Annotated in this window: 19 protein-coding genes; 3 read left to right on the plus strand and 16 right to left on the minus strand. The window is 39.9% G+C overall.

Annotation, left to right across the window (positions count from 1 at the left end; translation table 11 throughout):
• Positions 1-49: 49 nt before the first annotated feature.
• The 11 genes from PSN35_RS01570 to lptC form a co-directional block, all read right to left on the minus strand.
• On the minus strand, positions 50-1,756 hold the full coding sequence (locus PSN35_RS01570) for a class I SAM-dependent DNA methyltransferase (protein WP_300028601.1): 1,707 nt from the start codon (positions 1,754-1,756) through the stop codon (positions 50-52).
• Positions 1,753-2,412: a DNA repair protein RadC gene (gene radC / locus PSN35_RS01575; protein WP_300028603.1), complete on the minus strand. Its 660-nt coding sequence runs from the start codon at positions 2,410-2,412 to the stop codon at positions 1,753-1,755. The genes PSN35_RS01570 and radC overlap by 4 nt, the downstream gene beginning before the upstream one ends.
• Before the next feature lie 182 nt (positions 2,413-2,594).
• Positions 2,595-2,966, minus strand: a complete 372-nt coding sequence (locus PSN35_RS01580) for a hypothetical protein (protein ID WP_300028605.1) — start codon at positions 2,964-2,966, stop codon at positions 2,595-2,597.
• 1 nt (position 2,967) lies between these two features.
• Positions 2,968-3,477 carry a peptidylprolyl isomerase gene (locus tag PSN35_RS01585; RefSeq protein ID WP_300028607.1) on the minus strand — a complete coding sequence of 170 codons (510 nt, stop codon included), beginning with the start codon at positions 3,475-3,477 and terminating at the stop codon, positions 2,968-2,970.
• Between the two features lie 6 nt (positions 3,478-3,483).
• Entirely contained in the window at positions 3,484-3,849 is a 366-nt protein-coding gene (locus PSN35_RS01590; protein WP_300028609.1) for a hypothetical protein, read from the minus strand.
• A 170-nt stretch (positions 3,850-4,019) separates the two neighbouring features.
• Entirely contained in the window at positions 4,020-5,915 is a 1,896-nt protein-coding gene (gene aprA, locus PSN35_RS01595; RefSeq protein ID WP_300028611.1) for an adenylyl-sulfate reductase subunit alpha, read from the minus strand.
• Positions 5,902-6,393, minus strand: a complete 492-nt coding sequence (aprB, locus tag PSN35_RS01600) for an adenylyl-sulfate reductase subunit beta (RefSeq protein WP_300028613.1) — start codon at positions 6,391-6,393, stop codon at positions 5,902-5,904. The genes aprA and aprB overlap by 14 nt, the downstream gene beginning before the upstream one ends.
• A 27-nt stretch (positions 6,394-6,420) precedes the next feature.
• Entirely contained in the window at positions 6,421-7,248 is an 828-nt protein-coding gene (locus PSN35_RS01605; RefSeq protein WP_300028635.1) for an adenylylsulfate reductase, read from the minus strand.
• Between the two features lie 249 nt (positions 7,249-7,497).
• Positions 7,498-8,706: a sulfate adenylyltransferase gene (sat, locus tag PSN35_RS01610; protein ID WP_300028615.1), complete on the minus strand. Its 1,209-nt coding sequence runs from the start codon at positions 8,704-8,706 to the stop codon at positions 7,498-7,500.
• Between the two features lie 168 nt (positions 8,707-8,874).
• Complete coding sequence (gene lptA, locus PSN35_RS01615; protein WP_300028617.1) at positions 8,875-9,357, minus strand: lipopolysaccharide transport periplasmic protein LptA; 483 nt, start codon at positions 9,355-9,357, stop codon at positions 8,875-8,877.
• A complete protein-coding gene (gene lptC, locus PSN35_RS01620) occupies positions 9,350-10,306 on the minus strand; it encodes an LPS export ABC transporter periplasmic protein LptC (protein WP_300028619.1) in 957 nt (318 codons plus the stop codon). The genes lptA and lptC overlap by 8 nt, the downstream gene beginning before the upstream one ends.
• On the opposite strand from lptC, the gene thiE reads away from it, so the two are divergent.
• From thiE to PSN35_RS01635, 3 genes are all read left to right on the plus strand, one after another.
• Complete coding sequence (gene thiE / locus PSN35_RS01625; protein WP_300028621.1) at positions 10,305-10,910, plus strand: thiamine phosphate synthase; 606 nt, start codon at positions 10,305-10,307, stop codon at positions 10,908-10,910. The two genes, lptC and thiE, sit on opposite strands and share 2 nt — an antisense overlap.
• A gap of 108 nt (positions 10,911-11,018) precedes the next feature.
• Positions 11,019-11,147 (plus strand): hypothetical protein, encoded by a 129-nt coding sequence (locus PSN35_RS01630; protein WP_300028623.1) that lies wholly within the window; start codon positions 11,019-11,021, stop codon positions 11,145-11,147.
• Positions 11,144-11,395, plus strand: a complete 252-nt coding sequence (locus PSN35_RS01635; protein WP_300028625.1) for a hypothetical protein — start codon at positions 11,144-11,146, stop codon at positions 11,393-11,395. Before PSN35_RS01630 ends, PSN35_RS01635 begins: the two co-directional genes overlap by 4 nt.
• Positions 11,396-11,604: 209 nt before the next feature.
• Here PSN35_RS01635 and PSN35_RS01640 read toward each other — a convergent pair whose 3' ends face one another.
• The 5 genes from PSN35_RS01640 to PSN35_RS01660 form a co-directional block, all read right to left on the minus strand.
• The gene (locus PSN35_RS01640; RefSeq protein ID WP_300028627.1) at positions 11,605-13,827 is read right to left on the minus strand and encodes a transporter substrate-binding domain-containing protein; all 2,223 of its coding nucleotides are present in this window, start codon (positions 13,825-13,827) and stop codon (positions 11,605-11,607) included.
• Positions 13,824-14,438, minus strand: coding sequence for a response regulator (locus PSN35_RS01645; protein ID WP_300028629.1), 615 nt, complete (start codon positions 14,436-14,438; stop codon positions 13,824-13,826). The genes PSN35_RS01640 and PSN35_RS01645 overlap by 4 nt, the downstream gene beginning before the upstream one ends.
• A 13-nt stretch (positions 14,439-14,451) precedes the next feature.
• Positions 14,452-14,658 (minus strand): DUF2892 domain-containing protein, encoded by a 207-nt coding sequence (locus PSN35_RS01650; protein WP_300028630.1) that lies wholly within the window; start codon positions 14,656-14,658, stop codon positions 14,452-14,454.
• A gap of 109 nt (positions 14,659-14,767) precedes the next feature.
• Positions 14,768-15,040: an HU family DNA-binding protein gene (locus tag PSN35_RS01655; RefSeq protein ID WP_300028631.1), complete on the minus strand. Its 273-nt coding sequence runs from the start codon at positions 15,038-15,040 to the stop codon at positions 14,768-14,770.
• Between the two features lie 182 nt (positions 15,041-15,222).
• Complete coding sequence (locus tag PSN35_RS01660; protein WP_300028633.1) at positions 15,223-18,381, minus strand: exodeoxyribonuclease V subunit beta; 3,159 nt, start codon at positions 18,379-18,381, stop codon at positions 15,223-15,225.
• Between the last annotated feature and the right edge of the window lie 58 nt (positions 18,382-18,439).

The following is an 18,439-nucleotide window of genomic DNA, read 5'->3' on the forward strand; positions in this document are numbered from 1 at the left end:
GCTTTACCTTTATGGTGTCATGCTTTACCTTTATGACGCCACGACTTACTTAAACAATGCCCTTGAGGAGAGATGGCTTTAGTCGCATTTTGTTGCCACTAACACCATGCTCCTCTTTACCTTTGTTCCCTCGTTGTGCTTGGAGATGTTTCTGTATTAGCTTGAACTGGCTCGCTGTCAGCTTAACCTTGCCCTCTAGTTCTGCTTTGAACTGTGTACGGCTCATTATCTTATCATCTGCTATTTGGCTCAGTACTGTAAGTATAGATGAACCTAGGTCATCTTTTAGCTTGATGAATGCTTTGTCATTTTGTAGTGCTTCTAGCTTCTCTGCATCATGTGGATAATAGCTAAGCTGTAGTGGTCGCTCAACTGTGATTCTTCTGTAACCAAAGTCAGTGGTACTAAATAGCTTGGAAGTTTTGCTGGCTGCAAATTCACCATAAGTTCTTACGATTTTATTAATATCATCTTCGTTGAGTTGTTTTCTTTTAGAGCCAAGGCTCTTTCTCATTGACTCACCCATGTTAGACGCATTCACTAACTGAACCTTGCCCTCTCTATGAGCTTCTTTCTTATTGGATAAAATCCATATATAAGTAGCAATACCTGTATTAAAAAACATATCATTCGGCATAGCAATAATTGCCTCTAGCAAATCATTCTCTAATAAGTATCTACGTATCTCACTTTCACCACTACCAGCGCCGCCAGTAAATAAAGGTGAGCCATTTAAAATAATCCCAATTCTACTACCACCTTCATGCTTGGTTTTCATCTTGCTAACTAGGTGCAACAAAAATAACAGCGAGCCATCTGAAACTCTAGGCAGTCCAGCGCCAAAGCCTTGGTTTTTGTGTTCAGCAGTAACTTGTTTTTGTACTTTTTTCCACTCCACGCCAAAGGGTGGATTAGAAAGCATATAGTCAAATTTCTTAGTGCTGAGTTGATCATCACTTAGGGAGTTGCCATGCTTGATGTTTTCCACTGGCTGAGCTTTGATAATCATATCAGCTTTACAAATAGCATAACTTTCACCATTCAGCTCTTGGCCAAAAGTGACCAGCGTTGCCTTAGGGTTAAGTTCATGAATAAATTCAGTGCCACTAGATAGAAAACCACCAGTACCTGCTGTTGGATCATACAAACTACGGACAATGCCACTTTTAGTTAGTGCCTCATCATCACTGGCAAATAATAACGAAGTGGTCAGCCTAACAATATCTCTTGGGGTGAAATGCTCACCCGCAGTCTCATTGGAAGCTTCTGCAAATTTACGGATGAGCTCTTCAAATAACAAACCCATTTTATGATTTGAAACAACTTGCGGATGTAAGTCAAAGCTAGAAAATTTCTCAACAATTAAAAACAATAAATCGTTTTCTGCTAGTTTTTCTATTTGTTTGCTAAATTCATATTTCTCAAATATTTCTGCTACATTAGGGCTAAATCTAGTGATATAACGTTCAAGATTATCAGCAATATTGGCAGAATCTGCCATTAACTTACTTAAATCATATTTAGAAGTGTTATAAAAATTGTGCTCTGATTTGCGCATCAAAAATCTATCTTGTGCCGATGCTGAGAGTTTTTTTCTAGTATCGTACTCATTAAGCACTGCTTCTCTAGTTGGCTCTAATACGCATTCTAGCCTTCTTAATAAAGTAAAAGGCAGAATAATCTTGCCATACTCTGATTGCTTGTAATCACCTCGGAGCAGGTCTGCTGTACTCCAAATAAGTGCCGATATGCTCATAATTTTTCTTGTTCTTTAAGGCTGATAAAACCCTCTGTGCTAAAAATAATATGGTCTTTAAGCTCAATCCCCAGCAACTCTGCACCGCTTTTAAGACGCTTGGTAATATCAAGATCCTCTTTGCTAGCTTCAAGCGTGCCACTTGGGTGATTGTGCGCCACAATGATACTTGCTGCTCTATCTGCAATCGCATGAGCAAAAATCTCTCTCGGGTGCACCAAAGTACGATTTAGCGTACCTATAAACTCTACTCGTGTTTTAATCAAATGACTGGCACCATCAAGTGTTATTGATAAGAAATATTCTTGTCTTTTATCATGATACTTTCTCAGTTCATCATAGGCTTGCTGAGGTCTTGTAATTTTGATATTTTGCTTGATTAAGTATCTGCGACTAAGTTCAATCGCCGAGATAATTTTGCTGGCTTTAGCCTTACCCAAACCGTTAATTTTTAAAAGACTGTCAAGGGTGATGGTGTCAAAATCATTTTCAAAATTTTTAACGATTTCACGAGAGAGCTGGAGTACATCCTTGTTCTTACCACCAGAACCCATTAAAATTGCCATTAACTCATAATCTTTTAGCGCTGAAGCGCCTTTATTTTCAAGCTTTTCTCTGGGTTTATCAACAGCAATTAATTCGTTAATTTTTTTCATGATTAATTATTCAAATTTAAGCTTTAAATATACCCTATTTGAATAATGTTTAAGACTGCAACCCCTGCCCCTAGTGCAAAAATAGAAAACGCTAATTTGACGCTAACCCTTGTCACGCGTAAGTCTGCCATGGGGTGTCAGCAAGGTTAAGACCAGGCTTAAAACACACCTTTTGTTAAGATTTAGATGCCTGTCTTTCCATGTATTTGGACATTTAGTCCTTTGGTATTTTTGGTTAACAGAAAATCTGCTTGAGCTTTTAATAGCTTGTCAGTGCACTCATGCAGGTCGTTGTAGATATCTTGACCCGTGTCAAAGCGTTTATCCGTCATATAATAGAAAAAACTCTTATATTTAAAATTATCCATCTTGATAATAATAAAAGTTGAATTAGAATCCTCCCAAACAGCAGCAGGAAATAACTCAGGCTTATCTTCACCTTCTCGAGTTATCTCAATATCTGCCATGTTAACTTCTTTTTTTTCTTTTCTCCAACGATTATCCAAGTTGTTCTGGATGGTTGTTAGTTCTGATTCAGTAAAATCAACGCTCATATTATTGTCCTTGACTTAAAATTTCTTCAAGACTTGGCTCAGAATCCGTTGTACCACCAGCTTCCATTTCTTCAATGGTTGCGTCACGCACCAATAGAACTTCTAAGATGAAATTAACTTTACGACCACACAGCGGATTATTGCCATCGATAGTAACGGTGGCATCATCAACTTTAGTCACCAAGAAATCTTTAGGCTGTCCATCTTTGTTTTCCATGGTTACCTTAGTGCCAACTTTACGATACTCCTGAGGCACATTTTCGATTTTATCAATAAAGACTAAGGATTCATCTCTGGGGCCATAAAGTTTATCAACATCCACTTTAATTTCAATAATGTCGCCTTGTTCACGGCCTTCTAACTCAGCTAGCACTTCTTTACCTAATACATCATTAGTACCATGCACGTAACCTACTGGATACTCAATACTTGAGAATACGTCACCGGTTTTTTGATCAACAACCTTGTAGATCAGCTCTACGTATTTAGACTCTTCAATAAAATCTGCCATAACCAATTAAAAAATAGTTGCACCGAAAATCTTAACTACATCACCTTCATAGCCAAGTACCAGTCTACCAAGATACTCACCTTTCTTTTCAGCGTTTAGCTTACCATTGTTGGTTTGTCTGTATAAAACAGTCACATACTCTCCACGACGAATCATGCCTAGGTAATCAGCACCTTTTTCCAAGCCTTTAGTTAACTCACTACGGGCGAACTGCTTGCCCATTTCAACTTCGTTTGCGCCACGTAAAAAATCTTCTGAAAAATTTCGGGTAAAGGCACCATAGTTGGCATTGTTAGAAAATTTTATTAGGTCATCCCACATTGGATGGGCGATGGCTAATATTTCTTCATCAGTTTTGTCAATAATATTCATTATTTTGTACTCCACTATTTTTTTTCTGAACTGCCCTATATTAGGGTGATAAATTATTTTTTATCGATTGTAAGTCTTGTTTAAAAACCTACAATCGATAAAAAAGACCAACAGCAAAGTGTTGGTCTTTTTATCAAAATAGAAATTTAAGTTAAATCTCTATTTGTTTATTACTCTTCGTCGTTGACTAAGTGGTAACAAGGCGCTTTCTGCATTGTGTACTGACCAGTAACACGATCACGATGAGATACTGTCAATACATGCCAGTTTTCGTCATCAAGCTTCATCGCATCACCACGGTAGTAGTAACCAGGCCATCTTGTTTCCTTACGGAAGAACGTATGATGGAATACACACTCAGAAGTACGGTGACGGTGCTTAAGCTCCCATGCACGCATTAACTGGTGAATATCTTCAGCACCTAACTTCTCTAAGTCCTCTTCCATGATAGACATCTTCTGCATACCCATGTTAAGTAACTTGTCGTTAGTCATGTAAGAAACTGTTACACCACCACAGTACTCGTCCATAATCTTCTGAAGACGCTGCAGTCCAGGCATCGGAAGAATGTAGCTCGGAGATACTGTACCAGCAACGATTTCGTTACGGCCTACTCTGTAAGTTTCTAATGGTCTGTAGATTTCTTCTTTACGATCAGCAATTTGCTTATCAGAAACTACAATACCTTCGCCCTTACCGTCATCAAGATATTGACAAGCAGCTTTAGCAGCTAGACGACCTTCAGTAAATGAACCTGATGAGAATGCGTGTGGTGTACCACCAACAGCATCACCTGCACCAAATAAACCTTCAACAGACGTCATACGGTTGTAACCCCAGAAGTACTCTTTCGGAGAAAGATCTTCAGGACCAGAACACCATGCGCCACAACCTGTTGCGTGTGAACCCATTACATACGGCTCAGACGTTGTTAATTCAGGGTTGATGAACTTAGGATCGATGTCAGTAGCAGCCCATAGTACCGCTTGACCAACAGTCATACCTAGGAAGTTTTCCCAACCAACTTCTTCTAAATGAGGGTCTTGGAATGCTTCCATTGTTACCATGTGAATTGGACCACGACCAGCGTTAATTTCAGAAATAATCGCTGAAGTACGTAGACAAGTCGGAATTGGACGAGCAGAAACGTGAGACGCTTCAGTGTTCAAATAACGCTTACCAACCATTTCCTCTAATGCAGGGAACCAGTTTGATTCATACTCTTCACCGTAACCGTTTTGAGTGTACGTGTGTAAGTGTAGGAAGTATGCGCCAACAGGACCATAACCGTCTTTAAAACGAGCTAATACAATACGGTTTTCCATTTGTGTCATCTTAGCACCGGCTTCAATCATAAGACCGTAAGCAGAACCTGAAGACCATGGAGCGTACCATACACGACCTGCACCTTCACCTACTGAACGTGGCTTAAAGATGTTAGAAGCACCACCAGCACCAACGATAGTAGCCTTAGATTTAAATACGTGGTAGTTACCAGTACGTACGTTAAAACCTACAGCGCCCGCAACACGGTTCTCTTTAGCTTCGTCCATTAATAAGTGAGTAACCATAATACGGTTGTATGTCTTATCAACGTTCTTAGTTGCCGCTTCAGCAACAATAGGCTTGTATGATTCACCGTGAATCATGATCTGCCACTTACCTTCACGCATGTATGCGCCTTTAGCAAGACCTTCAGCGTTTTCTCTCTTAGGGTCTTTCATTAATGGTAAGCCCCACTCTTCGAACTTATGTACCGCAGAGTCAACGTGACGAGCCATATCGAATAGTAAATCTTCACGAACCATACCCATTAAGTCGATACGTGCATAACGTACATGATCTTCAGGATTGTTCTCGCCAAAACGAGTACCCATGTAACAGTTAATTGCGTAAAGACCTTGAGCAACAGCACCTGAACGGTTGATGTTTGCTTTTTCAGCGATTACGATTTTCTTGTTACGACCCCAATATCTAGCTTCATAACCTGCACCTGTGCCACCAAGGCCAGCACCACAGATAAGAATATCAATATTATCTTCTACAATAGTTTTATAGGCTTTCATGGTATTCTGCTCCCACTTTTAATGATAGTTTGTTTGATTCTAGCGTATGTAAACCACCGTCGTCCATACGGATGTACTTAGGTTCAAATGCTAATAAGTGTGAGTTGCGCATCTCGTCGCTAGGCTCAGGCTCATTTCTAAAGTCAGGAATCTTAGTTCCCCACGGTTGAGTTGTGATCGGTGATAAGAAGTTCTTAACACGGCCGTCACGGAATTTAACTCTCCATGCGATCGTACCTTTTTCTTCATCACGGATAGTACGTACACTGTGGCCTAATGGCGCAAAGTCTGCGTAACCACGAACGTCAATAGCTTGGTGTGGACATGCTTTAACACATGAGTAACACTCCCAACACATATTAGGTTCAATGTTATAAGCACGACGATATTTATCGTCAATGTGCATAATGTCAGATGGGCAGATATCTACACAATGTCCACAACCATCACAACGAGTCATATATACAAAAGTTGGCATATTATTTCCTCTCTCTTAAGTTAATTATTAGTAATGCTTAGGCGCTTCGCGCTTAATGCCTAGACCCATATTCTCTGGTGCATCTACTAGAAGCTCCATAGAGTGTCTGTTTTTCTGGAAATCGTCGTCAGCAGCTGTTGCACCACCAAAACGAGTTTCGTGCGGTAAGTTCTCGTTTGTACCGTTAGCCTGAATGATGCGCTTGTTGTATGCTGCAGCAGGCTTAAAGAACATGTGTGAGAATTTAGACCAGTAAACGCCGCCAAATAATGATGCTGTTGAAAGAATCACTAAGAAGAACCAAACGCCTGCGCCACCACCGTAGATTGACCAGCCTAATGCTGTTACTGATGTTGCCATTAATGATAATGAGAACATGTCTTTTCTAAGGGTAACACTTGTCCATGATACGCCTTCAGCTTGACCGTCAACTTTAAATGAGAACCAGAACCAGAAAGTACCGATAAACAACATGATTGCGCCAACATTCCACACTTGTGCTAATGTTGTAGTTGTTTCTTCACCAAAGATAATCATTGCAGTTGCTGCATTGAATAGGATGAAACCATACATAGTTAAGATGTGAACTAAACGACGAACTGGGTTATGGAACTCACCAGCAGTTGCAACGTCTGTTACGATCGTATTTACTAAGATACCAACTTTATCACCAGCGCCAAGCTGAGTTAGTCTAGTGTCTTCTTTACCAACAGTACAAGGTGCATCACCCGCTGCTAGTTGCGCTTCAGCTTTAGCTGCTGCGTTAAAGAAATACGTTGTGCTGCCTTTGTGAATCAAGTCAGCAATTGTCATCAATACCACTAGGGCAATCATAACAGTTACATACGTTTGCATATCTGCATACGTATATCCCGCTTCTAGCAATGAAGCGATTGGTGTTGTATCGAAATTGATCATAGTTTCATCCTCCTTAGGTTAAATCAATTACTTCTATTAAATTAGCCGTATGGCTAACACTTTCTTTCTAGTCTTTATTCTTACTCGACGCAAATACGGCGAATCAAAATCCAACTATTATACTTATTTAAAAGTTTATTTTCCAAATAAAAGTCGCTTATTTTTTAAGCGACTTTTAACGGGTGTTTATTTAGCTGAGTGTCCGCTTAACTTGACTTCAACCTTATCTTCTTCTTTGATGGTTGCATAGTAAGCTTGCAGCACCTTAGCCACTTCAGGACGCGAGAATTCTTCAGGAAGGTCTTCACCATCTGACAACATCTTACGTACTTTAGTACCTGATAGTAATACACGGTCTTTTGCTTCATGTGGACAAGTCTTCATAGAAGACATGCCGCCACACTCGTGACACCAGAATGTCCAGTCAATCTTAAGTGGCTGTGTAATTAGTGCGTCATCTGCAATTTCATCAAAGATGTTGTGCGCATCAAACGGACCGTAGTAATCGTCAACACCTGCATGATCACGACCAACAATTAGGTGTGAACAACCGTAGTTTTGTCTGAATAGTGCGTGTAATAATGCTTCACGAGGACCTGCATAACGCATGTCTAATGGGTAGCCTGATTGTAATACGGTATTAGGCACAAAGTAATTATCAATTAATGTTGAAATTGCTTCTGAACGCACATCAGCAGGAATGTCGCCCGCTTTAAGACCGCCTAATACTGAGTGAATCATCACACCATCACAAATTTCTACTGCAATTTTTGCTAAGTATTCGTGTGAACGGTGCATTGGGTTACGCGTTTGGAATGCGGCAATTGTTTTCCAGCCCTTCTCGTCAAAGTAAGCACGAGTTTCCATTGGTGTCATGTATAAATCGCCAAACTTAGCTGGGAAGCCGCCATCTGACAATACTTTAATAGGACCTGCAAGGTTGTATGCGCCTTGCGCCTGAACCATAACCACACCTGGGTGTGCCTCTTCGGTTGTTTTGTAAACAGTCTCACACTCATGATCTTTGTCAATTGTGTATTTTTCAGTCACTGTCATGGTGGCTAAAATATCGCCAGACTTGCTGCTCACTAATGCAACTTCGTCACCTGCTTTAACTGCTTCGTCATCTGTTGATAACGTTACTGGGATTGGCCAAAATAAGCCGTTAGCCATAGTCATGTTGTCACACACACCTTGCCAGTCTGCTTGACCCATAAAACCTTCTAATGGGTTAAAGCCACCAATACCAAGCATGACGATATCACCTTCTTCTCTAGATGAACAAGTAATCTTTGGTAAAGATTCAGCTCTTGCTAATTCTGCTGCTAATGCATCGCCCGATAACGCTAATTCGTTAATCGTGTCGCTACCGTGTGGTGGGACTAATTTTGACATAGTACAATCCTATTTAGGTTTAAAGATAGAAAATTATACCTATTGTGTTTTTTTACAAGTCCTTGATATAGAGATATTTTTATATATCCCCAAGGATATATAAAATGCGTTTTAATTTAAAAATCTTAAACGCACTTGCAAAATCTTACTAAAGTTTTTAGAACCACGCTAAAGCTTAATTTTAAATCGAACTCGCTGTGCACCGTCTTTTGATTTTTCAGCAATCACCTTATCGTTTTTAATATCATAATCTAGCGTACCACCACTAAACGAATCAAAGCCTTGAACCAAATGCGCATTACCTTTTAAGTGCACCATTTCTCTTTTAATCTTGTAGGTGATATGTTCTGCAGTTGCCTCAATAAATCTTGGCTGATTTTGCTGGTTTTGCTTATAGTGTGCACGATTTTTCTTAGTACCCTTGGCAATAACTTTGACCACTTCTTTTTGGTTGTTAAATATTTTTATTTTTTCAGCGCTCAGGGTGAGAGACCCTTGGACAACGCTAGCACTTCCCGTATAAACACTAACCCCTTGCTGTTCATCAAGAGTCACGGTTTGCGCCTTAACATGAATCGGTTGCGCTTTATCACCTGGCAATGCCAGAACAACCAGAGGCGCCAAGAGTACAATCAACAACAACCTACTCATAACGCCCCACCACGCCACCTTTAAAAGTAATTTTTTGACGAGTGGCATCATAATACATGCCAGTTGCTCGAATATCTGCAACACTAGATTGATAATGAATCTTATCGTCAGTTTTATAAATTTCTCGACCCTGTGCCTGGTCTATTAATAAATCATGTGACTTAATAGTAGAGCCAGACGCTTGCAATATGTCAACATCACCCAGCAGCTGGGTTAACTCGCTTTTCATGTCCATATCCATCCCTTGGGCAATAATCTTGCTGGCTGTTGATAAATAAGTGGTTTGGTTATCCGAGTAGTAATGTTTTTGATCATTTGACTGATCAATATAGAGATCTTGAGTTAGTAGTTTTTGACCACTATCTTGATTAATGCGCGTATCGCCCGTTAACTTCATCTTGTTGTCTTTGGTCTTCATCTGCATACCTTGAGAAACAATATTGGCATTCTCACCCAGATAAGTGACTTTTTTATGGCTGACCAAATCATCCGTATGCGTATCTACCAATAATTCCTCGGTGTTCATTTTGTGTGTCATGCCATCACTGGATGACACGTCCACCTGCCCGGTAAAGCGCACCTCGCCACTGTCTAAATAATTGGCGCGCTTAGCACTCAGCACATAATTACTCTCACCCTGCAGATCGTAAGTTGTTACCTTTGGATTGATTAACAAAGCTGGTGATTGCTCAAAATTATAGTAAACCTGCGCCTCAACATAATGAGACAAACGCTGATTTTCACCAAATTCCTGCAAAGCAAATTGATCAATTTTTTCTACATAGGCCATCTCTTGCGAAACCACCTCGTTGTCTGTTGGCGGCGCTACCTCTTGCCGAGTTAGTTGTTCATAGGCATAAGACAGACCTTTCATCAAAAGCCACATAGCGGCAATAGTCACTATAATGAAAATCGTAATTAATAAATTATATCTTAATTGAAAATTCATGATGTCACATACAGTTGAAAAAATTAGCGGCATTTACGCCATCACGCCAGATGCTCCGATTAACCTGGATCACATTAAAAAAATCATCGCTACGAACGATATTGGCATTTTACAATATCGACGCAAAACCGCCAGCAACGCCACCAAACTCAATGAAGCCAGCCAATTACGCCAACTGTGCTTACAACATCATACTTTATTTATCATCAATGATGATATTAACCTGGCGCAAAAAGTCAGCGCTAATGGTGTTCATTTAGGCAAAGAGGATAACTCGATTGCAATCGCTCGAGCTCAATTGGGCGCTGACGCAATTATCGGTGTTAGTTGTTATAACGATATCGATTTGGCAAAATCTGCTCAACAACAAGGTGCAAGTTACGTTGCTTTTGGTGCACTATTTAACTCAGACACCAAACCCAATGCGCCACATTGTTCGCTAGATACTATTACCCAGGCTAAACAACAACTTAACATGCCCATTGTTGGCATTGGTGGTATAAATTTTTCCAATCAACAGCAAGCCTTTGACGCAGGCTGTGACGCGGTTGCCATGATTAACGCCTTGTTTGATATCAGCAGAAATTCTTCAGTCACCATCTAGACCCCTTTATTTTTGCGGTTTACCACTATATAATAATATAATACTTGTATAATACGCCGCATACAAAAAAATAAAATCTTGGGGATTTTGAAATTAAAGGAACGCCCCATGATTGATACAATTTTACAAACACTTATTAGCTTGATTTTTTTAGCAGGTGCTATTTTTGCTTATTTCTGCGGCAAAAAAGAAGACTGCCTATCTTCTGGCGAATGCCAGCATCGAGGTAAGTCATGAAGTCTATTTTATTTGCTCTTAGCTTAACATTACCAATGTTGGCCAATGCTGATAATTACACATTAACCATTCATAAAAATGACAACATGGGCTCTAGTGGCTCACTCATGTGTCAAGATTTCCAGCATTGCTTGTACCAAATTAAAAAGTTTGAGTATCAAGGCGCTGATAAAGCCTGTAATTATCTTGAAATCAAGAAAGATGGCGAGGTTATTTATAGCAAGCGATTTGTTGGTACTCGCTCATAGGGTAATTTTGCGGTTAACCGCTATAGTATTATTTTAATATTAATATATAATAATAATCTGAACAACAAAACTCTCCCCAAGATTGTTAGCTGTTCAATTGGGCGACCATCCTATTCTCTCCTCAAGATTATATGTAACAGTCGCCCACCCCATTCTTTACCCCCATACACATCAACATTAGCCAGACGCTAATCTTTTGTATGGGTGTATTATTTTTTTAGATGCAACTTATCACCTACCCCCCCCTGTCGAGGTAGTGCCATACTAAATTTTGCGCCCGTTGCGGTATTTTCAACAAAAATATTACTTCTAAATGAGTCTTGCATAATACGTTTACTAATATATAAACCCAGTCCTGTACCATTAAGCTTTTTGGTTGAAGCATAAGGCTCAAATATCGTGTTAATAATTGCCTTATCGACGCCACCTGCATTGTCCTCAATGGCTAAATTTATAACTCTTTCTGCCGGTTTAGCAGTTAGCTTAATAATAGGGCAGGATGTTTTGTGATCGGCAATTTGATCAATCGCATTATTCAAAATATTAATCATCACATGGCGAAAGTCACGCTCAAAACCGAAAACAGCTATTTGACTATCAATATTAATATCCACATCGATATGATATTTGGTCAATTGGTTATCTAATATATCAATGCTGGATAGAACTGCTTCACTTAATGAAAATAATGCACTGTCTTTATCAGGATGAAAAAAATCTCGAAAATCCTGAATCATGTGGTTTTGATCCTCTAAAACACTTTCCACACCGTCAAGCTGACCAATTAAAAATGCCGAATCTGCATCATCAACCTTCATGGTCGACAGCTTATCCTTGATGGTACCTGTTTTTAGCATCAGTGTGGTGAGTGGCTGTTTCCATTGATGTACTAGCATGGCAATCATCTCGCCCATCACCACGTGGCGCGATTGGGAAATCAAGGTGTCCATATTAGCTCTTCGATTGCTTGATTCAATCATTAGCGAGGCAAAATCACTCACAGAAACTGCATAACCAATCTCATCTTCTGTCCATTGTCTCGGCTTATTGGTTTGCTCTAAACATAAAACGCCATAAACATTGCCGTCTACCATAATAGGCAAATCCAGCATAGAAACAATATTATTACTAGGTAAGTATTCAGGGGTAAACTCTTGAGTACGGACATCAGTCATGGTGTCGTCAATGGCTAAAATTCGATCTCTATCTAGCGCAGCAAAATACGAGGGGAAATCTTTCACGGCTAAAACCCCTGCTGCTGTATGCTGATCCGTACTATGTTGGTATAAATTAACACCGTTCAGTTTGGTTTTCTCCTGATTGTAACGCCAGATACTAACCCTCTCTACTGTTAACGTGGTGGCAACGTTATACGATAATTCTTGAAATAATGCCAGCAAAGGTCGATCAAAATTCATTTTTGACAATGCCGCACGATTATTATTTTGATCTTTCAGCCGCTGATAATTGTTAAATAAATCATTAGACTGGCTTTTAACAATTGCCTCAATCTTTTTCTTGCTTCTTTTAAGTAACAGTACATAGATCAGAATCAAACCAACGATAACAATAAATCCAGCAAAGGCAAATATAATGTTTTCTTTTGAAATGCCAAGTTCAACCGAGGTAGCGGCCCACTTTTGACGGATTCTTTCAATCTCTGTCGAACCAATAAAATCAAGATTAGCATTAATAATTTCGATCAATTCTGGCCAATCTTTACGTGCGGCAAAATAAACATACTCTGGCTCAGAAAAAACATCACCATGAATGTTTAAATCCATCATATGATGAGCATTGATAATAGGCAGGGCTGTGTCTAAATTAATGACTGCAACATCAGCCTCACCTGATTGAAGCGCTTGTAGCAATGCCATTTGGGTTGGTTTTAGTAGTAACGGAATATCGGGCCATTCATTTTTAATACGGCTATGAGTTGGATAATTCTTAACCACGGCCAATTGACCTTGATACCAAGTATCTAATGAACGATGATCTAGATTGTTAGTCCATTTAAGACCTGTATTAAGATAATTATTTTTAGTAACAAAAACCGTTTTTGTCGCTAAATATGGTTTTGAATATAGCCAAAACTCTTCCCTTTCTTTGGTTTTTCCCACAGCAGACACCAAATCAATTTGCTTATTCTTGGCACGTTCAATAACCTCTGACCAAGATAATTGATTGTTATAAGTTAGGTCAATATTACTTTGTTGCACCATCAACTGCACAATATCGTTTGAAATACCTGCAGCCATACCGTCGTTGTCAACATATTCAACAGGGTACCAGTGTTGATCAATACCAATACGAATATCAGGATGCGCCTTAAGCCACTGTTGCTGCGCTTGGGTTAGTGCCAATTCATTGGCAATCGTTACAGTTGCTAACCAATAAAAACCAATGATGAAAAATCGAATCAACCCGATCATGGTAGTTTTTTCATGTTTTTAGACAATTCAAATAATTCATTTAATGACATGACTTGCATTTTTCTCATCATCATGGCGCGATGCTTCTCTACAGTTGAAACAGTGATAAACAATGATTCAGAAATAGCTGAGTTACTAAGCCCATCAATTACCAAGTCAAATACCTGCGCTTCTCGCTTGGTTAAACTATGGCGGCGTTCAGCAATTGAAAATTGCTGTTCAGATTGCTTGAGAATTTCAATTACTTTATCTAATAAAACACGGGTTGAAAAAGGTTTTTCAATAAAATCACGCGCACCTAGTTGCATCGCCTCAACAGCCAATTCAATACTGGCCACGCCGGTCATAAACAAAACAGGTCGTAAGTGCTGACACTCATTTAGCTTCTCAAGCAATTGTATGCCGCTCATTTGTGGCATAGAGATGTCACTAATTACCAGCCCTGGCTTGTTATCAAGCGCTGCCAAATAATCAAGTGCTGAGCAAAAGCTTTTCACCTTGAAACCTTTCAATTGAAAAAAGTCTGTTAACGATTGCAAAATATCACCATCGTCATCAATAATATAAATTGTACGTGTCAGCAATTGCTGATCAATGGTGGCTGGATTCATCATCTTATTATAACTACCTATATCGGAAGCTTGAGTTAAGCGCTGTGTAAGTGCTGATATTTAGTAGCTTATAAATAACACACCACTCGGCCAATGCAGTTGCAATTAAAAATAAACCAACCAAGGCTAAATAGCTACTCACAAATATCGCCAGAATAATCAGAACAGCCCCAAGAACTGTTCTGATTTGCGCATCCTTTCTGCCAACATTTTGAATCATGACTTACCCTTAACTATTTTTAACCATTGCGCTTAGAAATAGCGCAATAAAAAAGCACCCGAAGGTGCTTTTTTATTTCTCCCCCGAGAACTGATTGAATAATCAGTTGTTAGTTAACTGCGTCTTTAAGCGCCTTGCCTGCTTTAAATGCAGCCACAGTTGATGCTTTAATTTGAATTGCTGCACCTGTTTGTGGGTTGCGGCCTGCGCGAGCTGCGCGAGCTCTGGTAACAAAACTACCAAAACCTGTAATTTGCACCACGTCACCCTTTGACATTGCGCCTGTGATAGCATCAGTTGTTGCGTTAAGTGCGCGAGTTGCATCTGCCTTAGATAAGCCAGCTGTTGTTGCGATTGCGTCGATTAGTTCTGATTTGTTCATGATTTACCTTGTCTATTTAAAAAAAATAGGTACTTTGGCACGCAACTCTATATTTAAGGAGATAGTAGTATTAAACACGTACCAAAGTAGAATTTATTATATACACACCGGTATAGCAACAATATAGCGGTCAACCGCAGTTTTAATCTAATAAATTTTAGAAATTTAGCAAATATTGTCAATCAAACAATTTCGATTAAAGTTTGCACACTTGGACAATACAAAGCGCACTTAATGTCGTTTGTATAGTTATTGGATAGCACTTCTTTATAAAATAATAGCTGTTTACTGTGTTTTTGACGCTGACGCTCAATAAAATCTGCCTGAGATTCGCCCATAAGCAGATCGGCCGTTTTAAAATCAATAATCCATAAAATATCATTATCTATAAATAATCGATCAATAATTACGCTTTTGCCTTGATGGCTAAATTCAGCCTCTACCTGTGTTGAGTCTCTTGATTTAAACAGCCAATCAAAATTAGCATCTGTTTTGGTATTGGCTAATAATTGTGCTACGCTCTGGCGTGCTGAGTCTAACGCCTGGGTGGCAATACCTAACTCTATTAACCGAGCATCAAGCACATCTTTGTCCAATTCAAAAGCGTCTAATTCAAAACACTGATGCACGAATGTGCCTAATAAGCTCTTATAACCCAAATCAATACTATTGTTAATATTAGCCACTTCGTGCGCTTCATGGGCATAATGACTCGATGTTAACGGGGTTGTGTAACGATGCAATTGTAGCGCCTCAGGAGTAACATCTAGATCCTCCTCCACAGCTGGCGCGGCGTCGAATTGGTGTTTTAATAATGGCTCAAGTAATTTAAGAAACGTATTGCTACTGGCTTTGTTGTTGCTATTTAAAGTGGCCAATAAATGAATGTCTGATTTAGCACGTGTCATCGCCACATACAACAAGCGCATACTTTCAAAATGTCCTTGGCGAGATTCAAATTGTTGCAAATATTGATAGGTACGGCTTGGGTTTTTAGCTTGATAGGACTTAATTGGCGCCAATAACAATGATTGATCAACAAACTCATGGAGCTGAATAATTGGCGATTGATTAGCTCTAGGCGCCCTGCCTAAACCGGGAATGATAACCACGTCAAATTCTAGACCTTTGGCTTGATGAATGGTCATTAATTTAACGGTGCTCGGGGTGCTCGGTGCATACAACTCGTCCAGTTGCTGATTAATGGTTTGAATGTTGAGCTGACCCAATACCTCGCATTCATGAATAATGGCTAAAAACTGGCGTTTAATCATGCGCTGTTTTTCAGTTAGTGATTGCTGTGGACACAATTGTTGTATGGCAAACTCAAGTCGCTGCAAGGTGCTAAATCTTGATTGGTTGTCTACCGCACTTAATAATGAAGCGTGCAAGGCTTGCGCTCGATTAACGCCATCTGAACTGAGTGTTTGTAAAAAATCAGGCTGGTCCAATGCCTCAAAAACAACCTGATGCTCAACCTCGGCAATGGTTAAGATATCTGCCAATAGCAAACCACACCACGGCGCTCTCAAAACAGCCAACCAAGCAAGCTTATCACCCAAGCTTAATATAGCTCGACTAAGCGCGATTAAATCTCGCGTGAAAGAGGCTTGTTTTAAAGGCGTGGTTTTTAAGGCTTCAAATTCAATACCAGCAGCCTTTAGCGCAGGAACAATCTCTGATAAATGCGAGCGATTTCTAACCAATATCGCCACTTCTCTGTCATTATTTTGTTCAACAATTTCTCGTACTTGTTGCGCCTCTTGGGCGTATTGGCGATGGGCTAATGGATAAAACTTAACACACCCTTGCTGAGTAGCCGCTAAATTAGCGCTTGAATGTGCATAACAAATTGCTCCTTCTTGCGCATTTTCTGTTTTAGGGAAAATACTAGAGAAATACGCATTGTTGGTTTCGACCACCGCTTTATCTGATCTAAAATTCGTGGTTAATTGTAAAAATTCAGGGTTTAAATTGGCAATGCCAGATACTCTGACTTGTAAAAACAAGCCAACTTGAGATTGCCTGAATAGATAAATAGATTGCATGGGGTCGCCCACCAAAAAAATCGTTTTAGCATCTGTTGGTTGCCAGCTGGCAATGAGTTTCTCGATCAGTGCAAACTGAGTACTCGAAGTGTCTTGAAATTCATCAATCAATAAGTGTTGTATTTTATAATCTAAAAACAGTGCCACATCCGTAGCACCATGATCACTTAAGACCTGATCTGCATCTAATGCTACTTGGATAAAGTCGCTAGACTGCTGTGCTTCAAATAAAATATTTAGCTGCGCAACGGCTATTTTTAATACTTGCGCAATATTACTCAGTGCCTGAATTTGATCCTCAGCGAAATCTAACTCGGGCAAATGTTTAACGCCACTCAACAATCGCTCTAATTCTGTTTGCCCAGACAAGGCTGACAACACATCTAAAACCGTTAATTTTTGCGCTTTGAGTTCTGCAGGAAAACCATTCGCCTTGGTTAGTGTTTTGCGCCATGTTCCACCCGCTGTCAAACATATATCTGCCAAACTTTGCCACTGAGACAAGTCACTAGATTTGGCGCCGGGCAAGGCATTAATTTGTGCAATTTCAGCTTGAGTATTACTGCTTAACGCCTCAAAAAAATCCTGCTTAAACTCAGCTTCAGCTAACGCCAATAGCTGCGCCAGATGTTGATTGATAATTTGATTAGCGCTCGTTTTCAGGCTTTGCGCATTAAAAACATCTTTGACGTATAGCTTATTGAGCCACTGATCGCGTTTGGCGAGCATGGTGGTCAGCAGCTGATAGAAGCGATTGACATTATTATCTAAATACAGCAAGGTTTGCTGAATCGGCTGAGCAAAATCTGGCGTATCAATACTAAGCAGTGTTTGTTTTGCGGCTTGCAGATAAATCGCCTCTTGCTGCCAAGTTTGGGTGATAATTTTCTTGTTAACCCAGGTGCCTGGCCTTGGGTAGCGCGTGGTGATTAAATTAGCCAGCCCATCAATGGTGGAAATTTTAAGGCGCTGAGGCATCTCCAGCAACTGCCAACCAAGCGTTTCAGATCGTGCTAATACCTCATTGGCCAGATCATAGGTTTGCTGCTTGTGCGCCTGTTCGGGGCGCTCACCTTTAGCAGCTTTTAACGCATCGATTACCCGAGCTTTAAGCTCACTAACTGCCTTTTTAGTGAACGTCATTGCCAATACACCTTCGGGCGAATCGCTAACTGCTAATAATCGAAGATAGCGCTGGGTGAGTAATTCAGTTTTGCCTGAACCAGCTGGTGCTTGGATTAAAAAAGAACGGGAGGTATCTAGTGCCTGAAGTCTTTGTGCTTGATCATCCACCCAAACCCTCTAATTGCGTCAACCAAGCATTAAAGCCTTGACATTTTTCACGAATTTT

Source organism: Candidatus Thioglobus sp. (genome assembly GCF_028599055.1).
GTDB lineage: Bacteria > Pseudomonadota > Gammaproteobacteria > PS1 > Pseudothioglobaceae > Thioglobus_A.

Excerpts from the sequence above, each read along its gene's own strand:
- PSN35_RS01570 (WP_300028601.1), bottom strand. The coding sequence starts at position 1,756 with ATGAGCATATCGGCACTTATTTGGAGTACAGCAGACCTGCTCCGAGGT.
- radC (WP_300028603.1), bottom strand. The coding sequence starts at position 2,412 with ATGAAAAAAATTAACGAATTAATTGCTGTTGATAAACCCAGAGAAAAG.
- PSN35_RS01580 (WP_300028605.1), bottom strand. The coding sequence starts at position 2,966 with ATGAGCGTTGATTTTACTGAATCAGAACTAACAACCATCCAGAACAAC.
- PSN35_RS01585 (WP_300028607.1), bottom strand. The coding sequence starts at position 3,477 with ATGGCAGATTTTATTGAAGAGTCTAAATACGTAGAGCTGATCTACAAG.
- PSN35_RS01590 (WP_300028609.1), bottom strand. The coding sequence starts at position 3,849 with ATGAATATTATTGACAAAACTGATGAAGAAATATTAGCCATCGCCCAT.
- aprA (WP_300028611.1), bottom strand. The coding sequence starts at position 5,915 with ATGAAAGCCTATAAAACTATTGTAGAAGATAATATTGATATTCTTATC.
- aprB (WP_300028613.1), bottom strand. The coding sequence starts at position 6,393 with ATGCCAACTTTTGTATATATGACTCGTTGTGATGGTTGTGGACATTGT.
- PSN35_RS01605 (WP_300028635.1), bottom strand. The coding sequence starts at position 7,248 with ATGCAAACGTATGTAACTGTTATGATTGCCCTAGTGGTATTGATGACA.
- sat (WP_300028615.1), bottom strand. The coding sequence starts at position 8,706 with ATGTCAAAATTAGTCCCACCACACGGTAGCGACACGATTAACGAATTA.
- lptA (WP_300028617.1), bottom strand. The coding sequence starts at position 9,357 with ATGAGTAGGTTGTTGTTGATTGTACTCTTGGCGCCTCTGGTTGTTCTG.
- thiE (WP_300028621.1), top strand. The coding sequence starts at position 10,305 with ATGATGTCACATACAGTTGAAAAAATTAGCGGCATTTACGCCATCACG.
- lptC (WP_300028619.1), bottom strand. The coding sequence starts at position 10,306 with ATGAATTTTCAATTAAGATATAATTTATTAATTACGATTTTCATTATA.
- PSN35_RS01630 (WP_300028623.1), top strand. The coding sequence starts at position 11,019 with ATGATTGATACAATTTTACAAACACTTATTAGCTTGATTTTTTTAGCA.
- PSN35_RS01635 (WP_300028625.1), top strand. The coding sequence starts at position 11,144 with ATGAAGTCTATTTTATTTGCTCTTAGCTTAACATTACCAATGTTGGCC.
- PSN35_RS01640 (WP_300028627.1), bottom strand. The coding sequence starts at position 13,827 with ATGATCGGGTTGATTCGATTTTTCATCATTGGTTTTTATTGGTTAGCA.
- PSN35_RS01645 (WP_300028629.1), bottom strand. The coding sequence starts at position 14,438 with ATGAATCCAGCCACCATTGATCAGCAATTGCTGACACGTACAATTTAT.
- PSN35_RS01650 (WP_300028630.1), bottom strand. The coding sequence starts at position 14,658 with ATGATTCAAAATGTTGGCAGAAAGGATGCGCAAATCAGAACAGTTCTT.
- PSN35_RS01655 (WP_300028631.1), bottom strand. The coding sequence starts at position 15,040 with ATGAACAAATCAGAACTAATCGACGCAATCGCAACAACAGCTGGCTTA.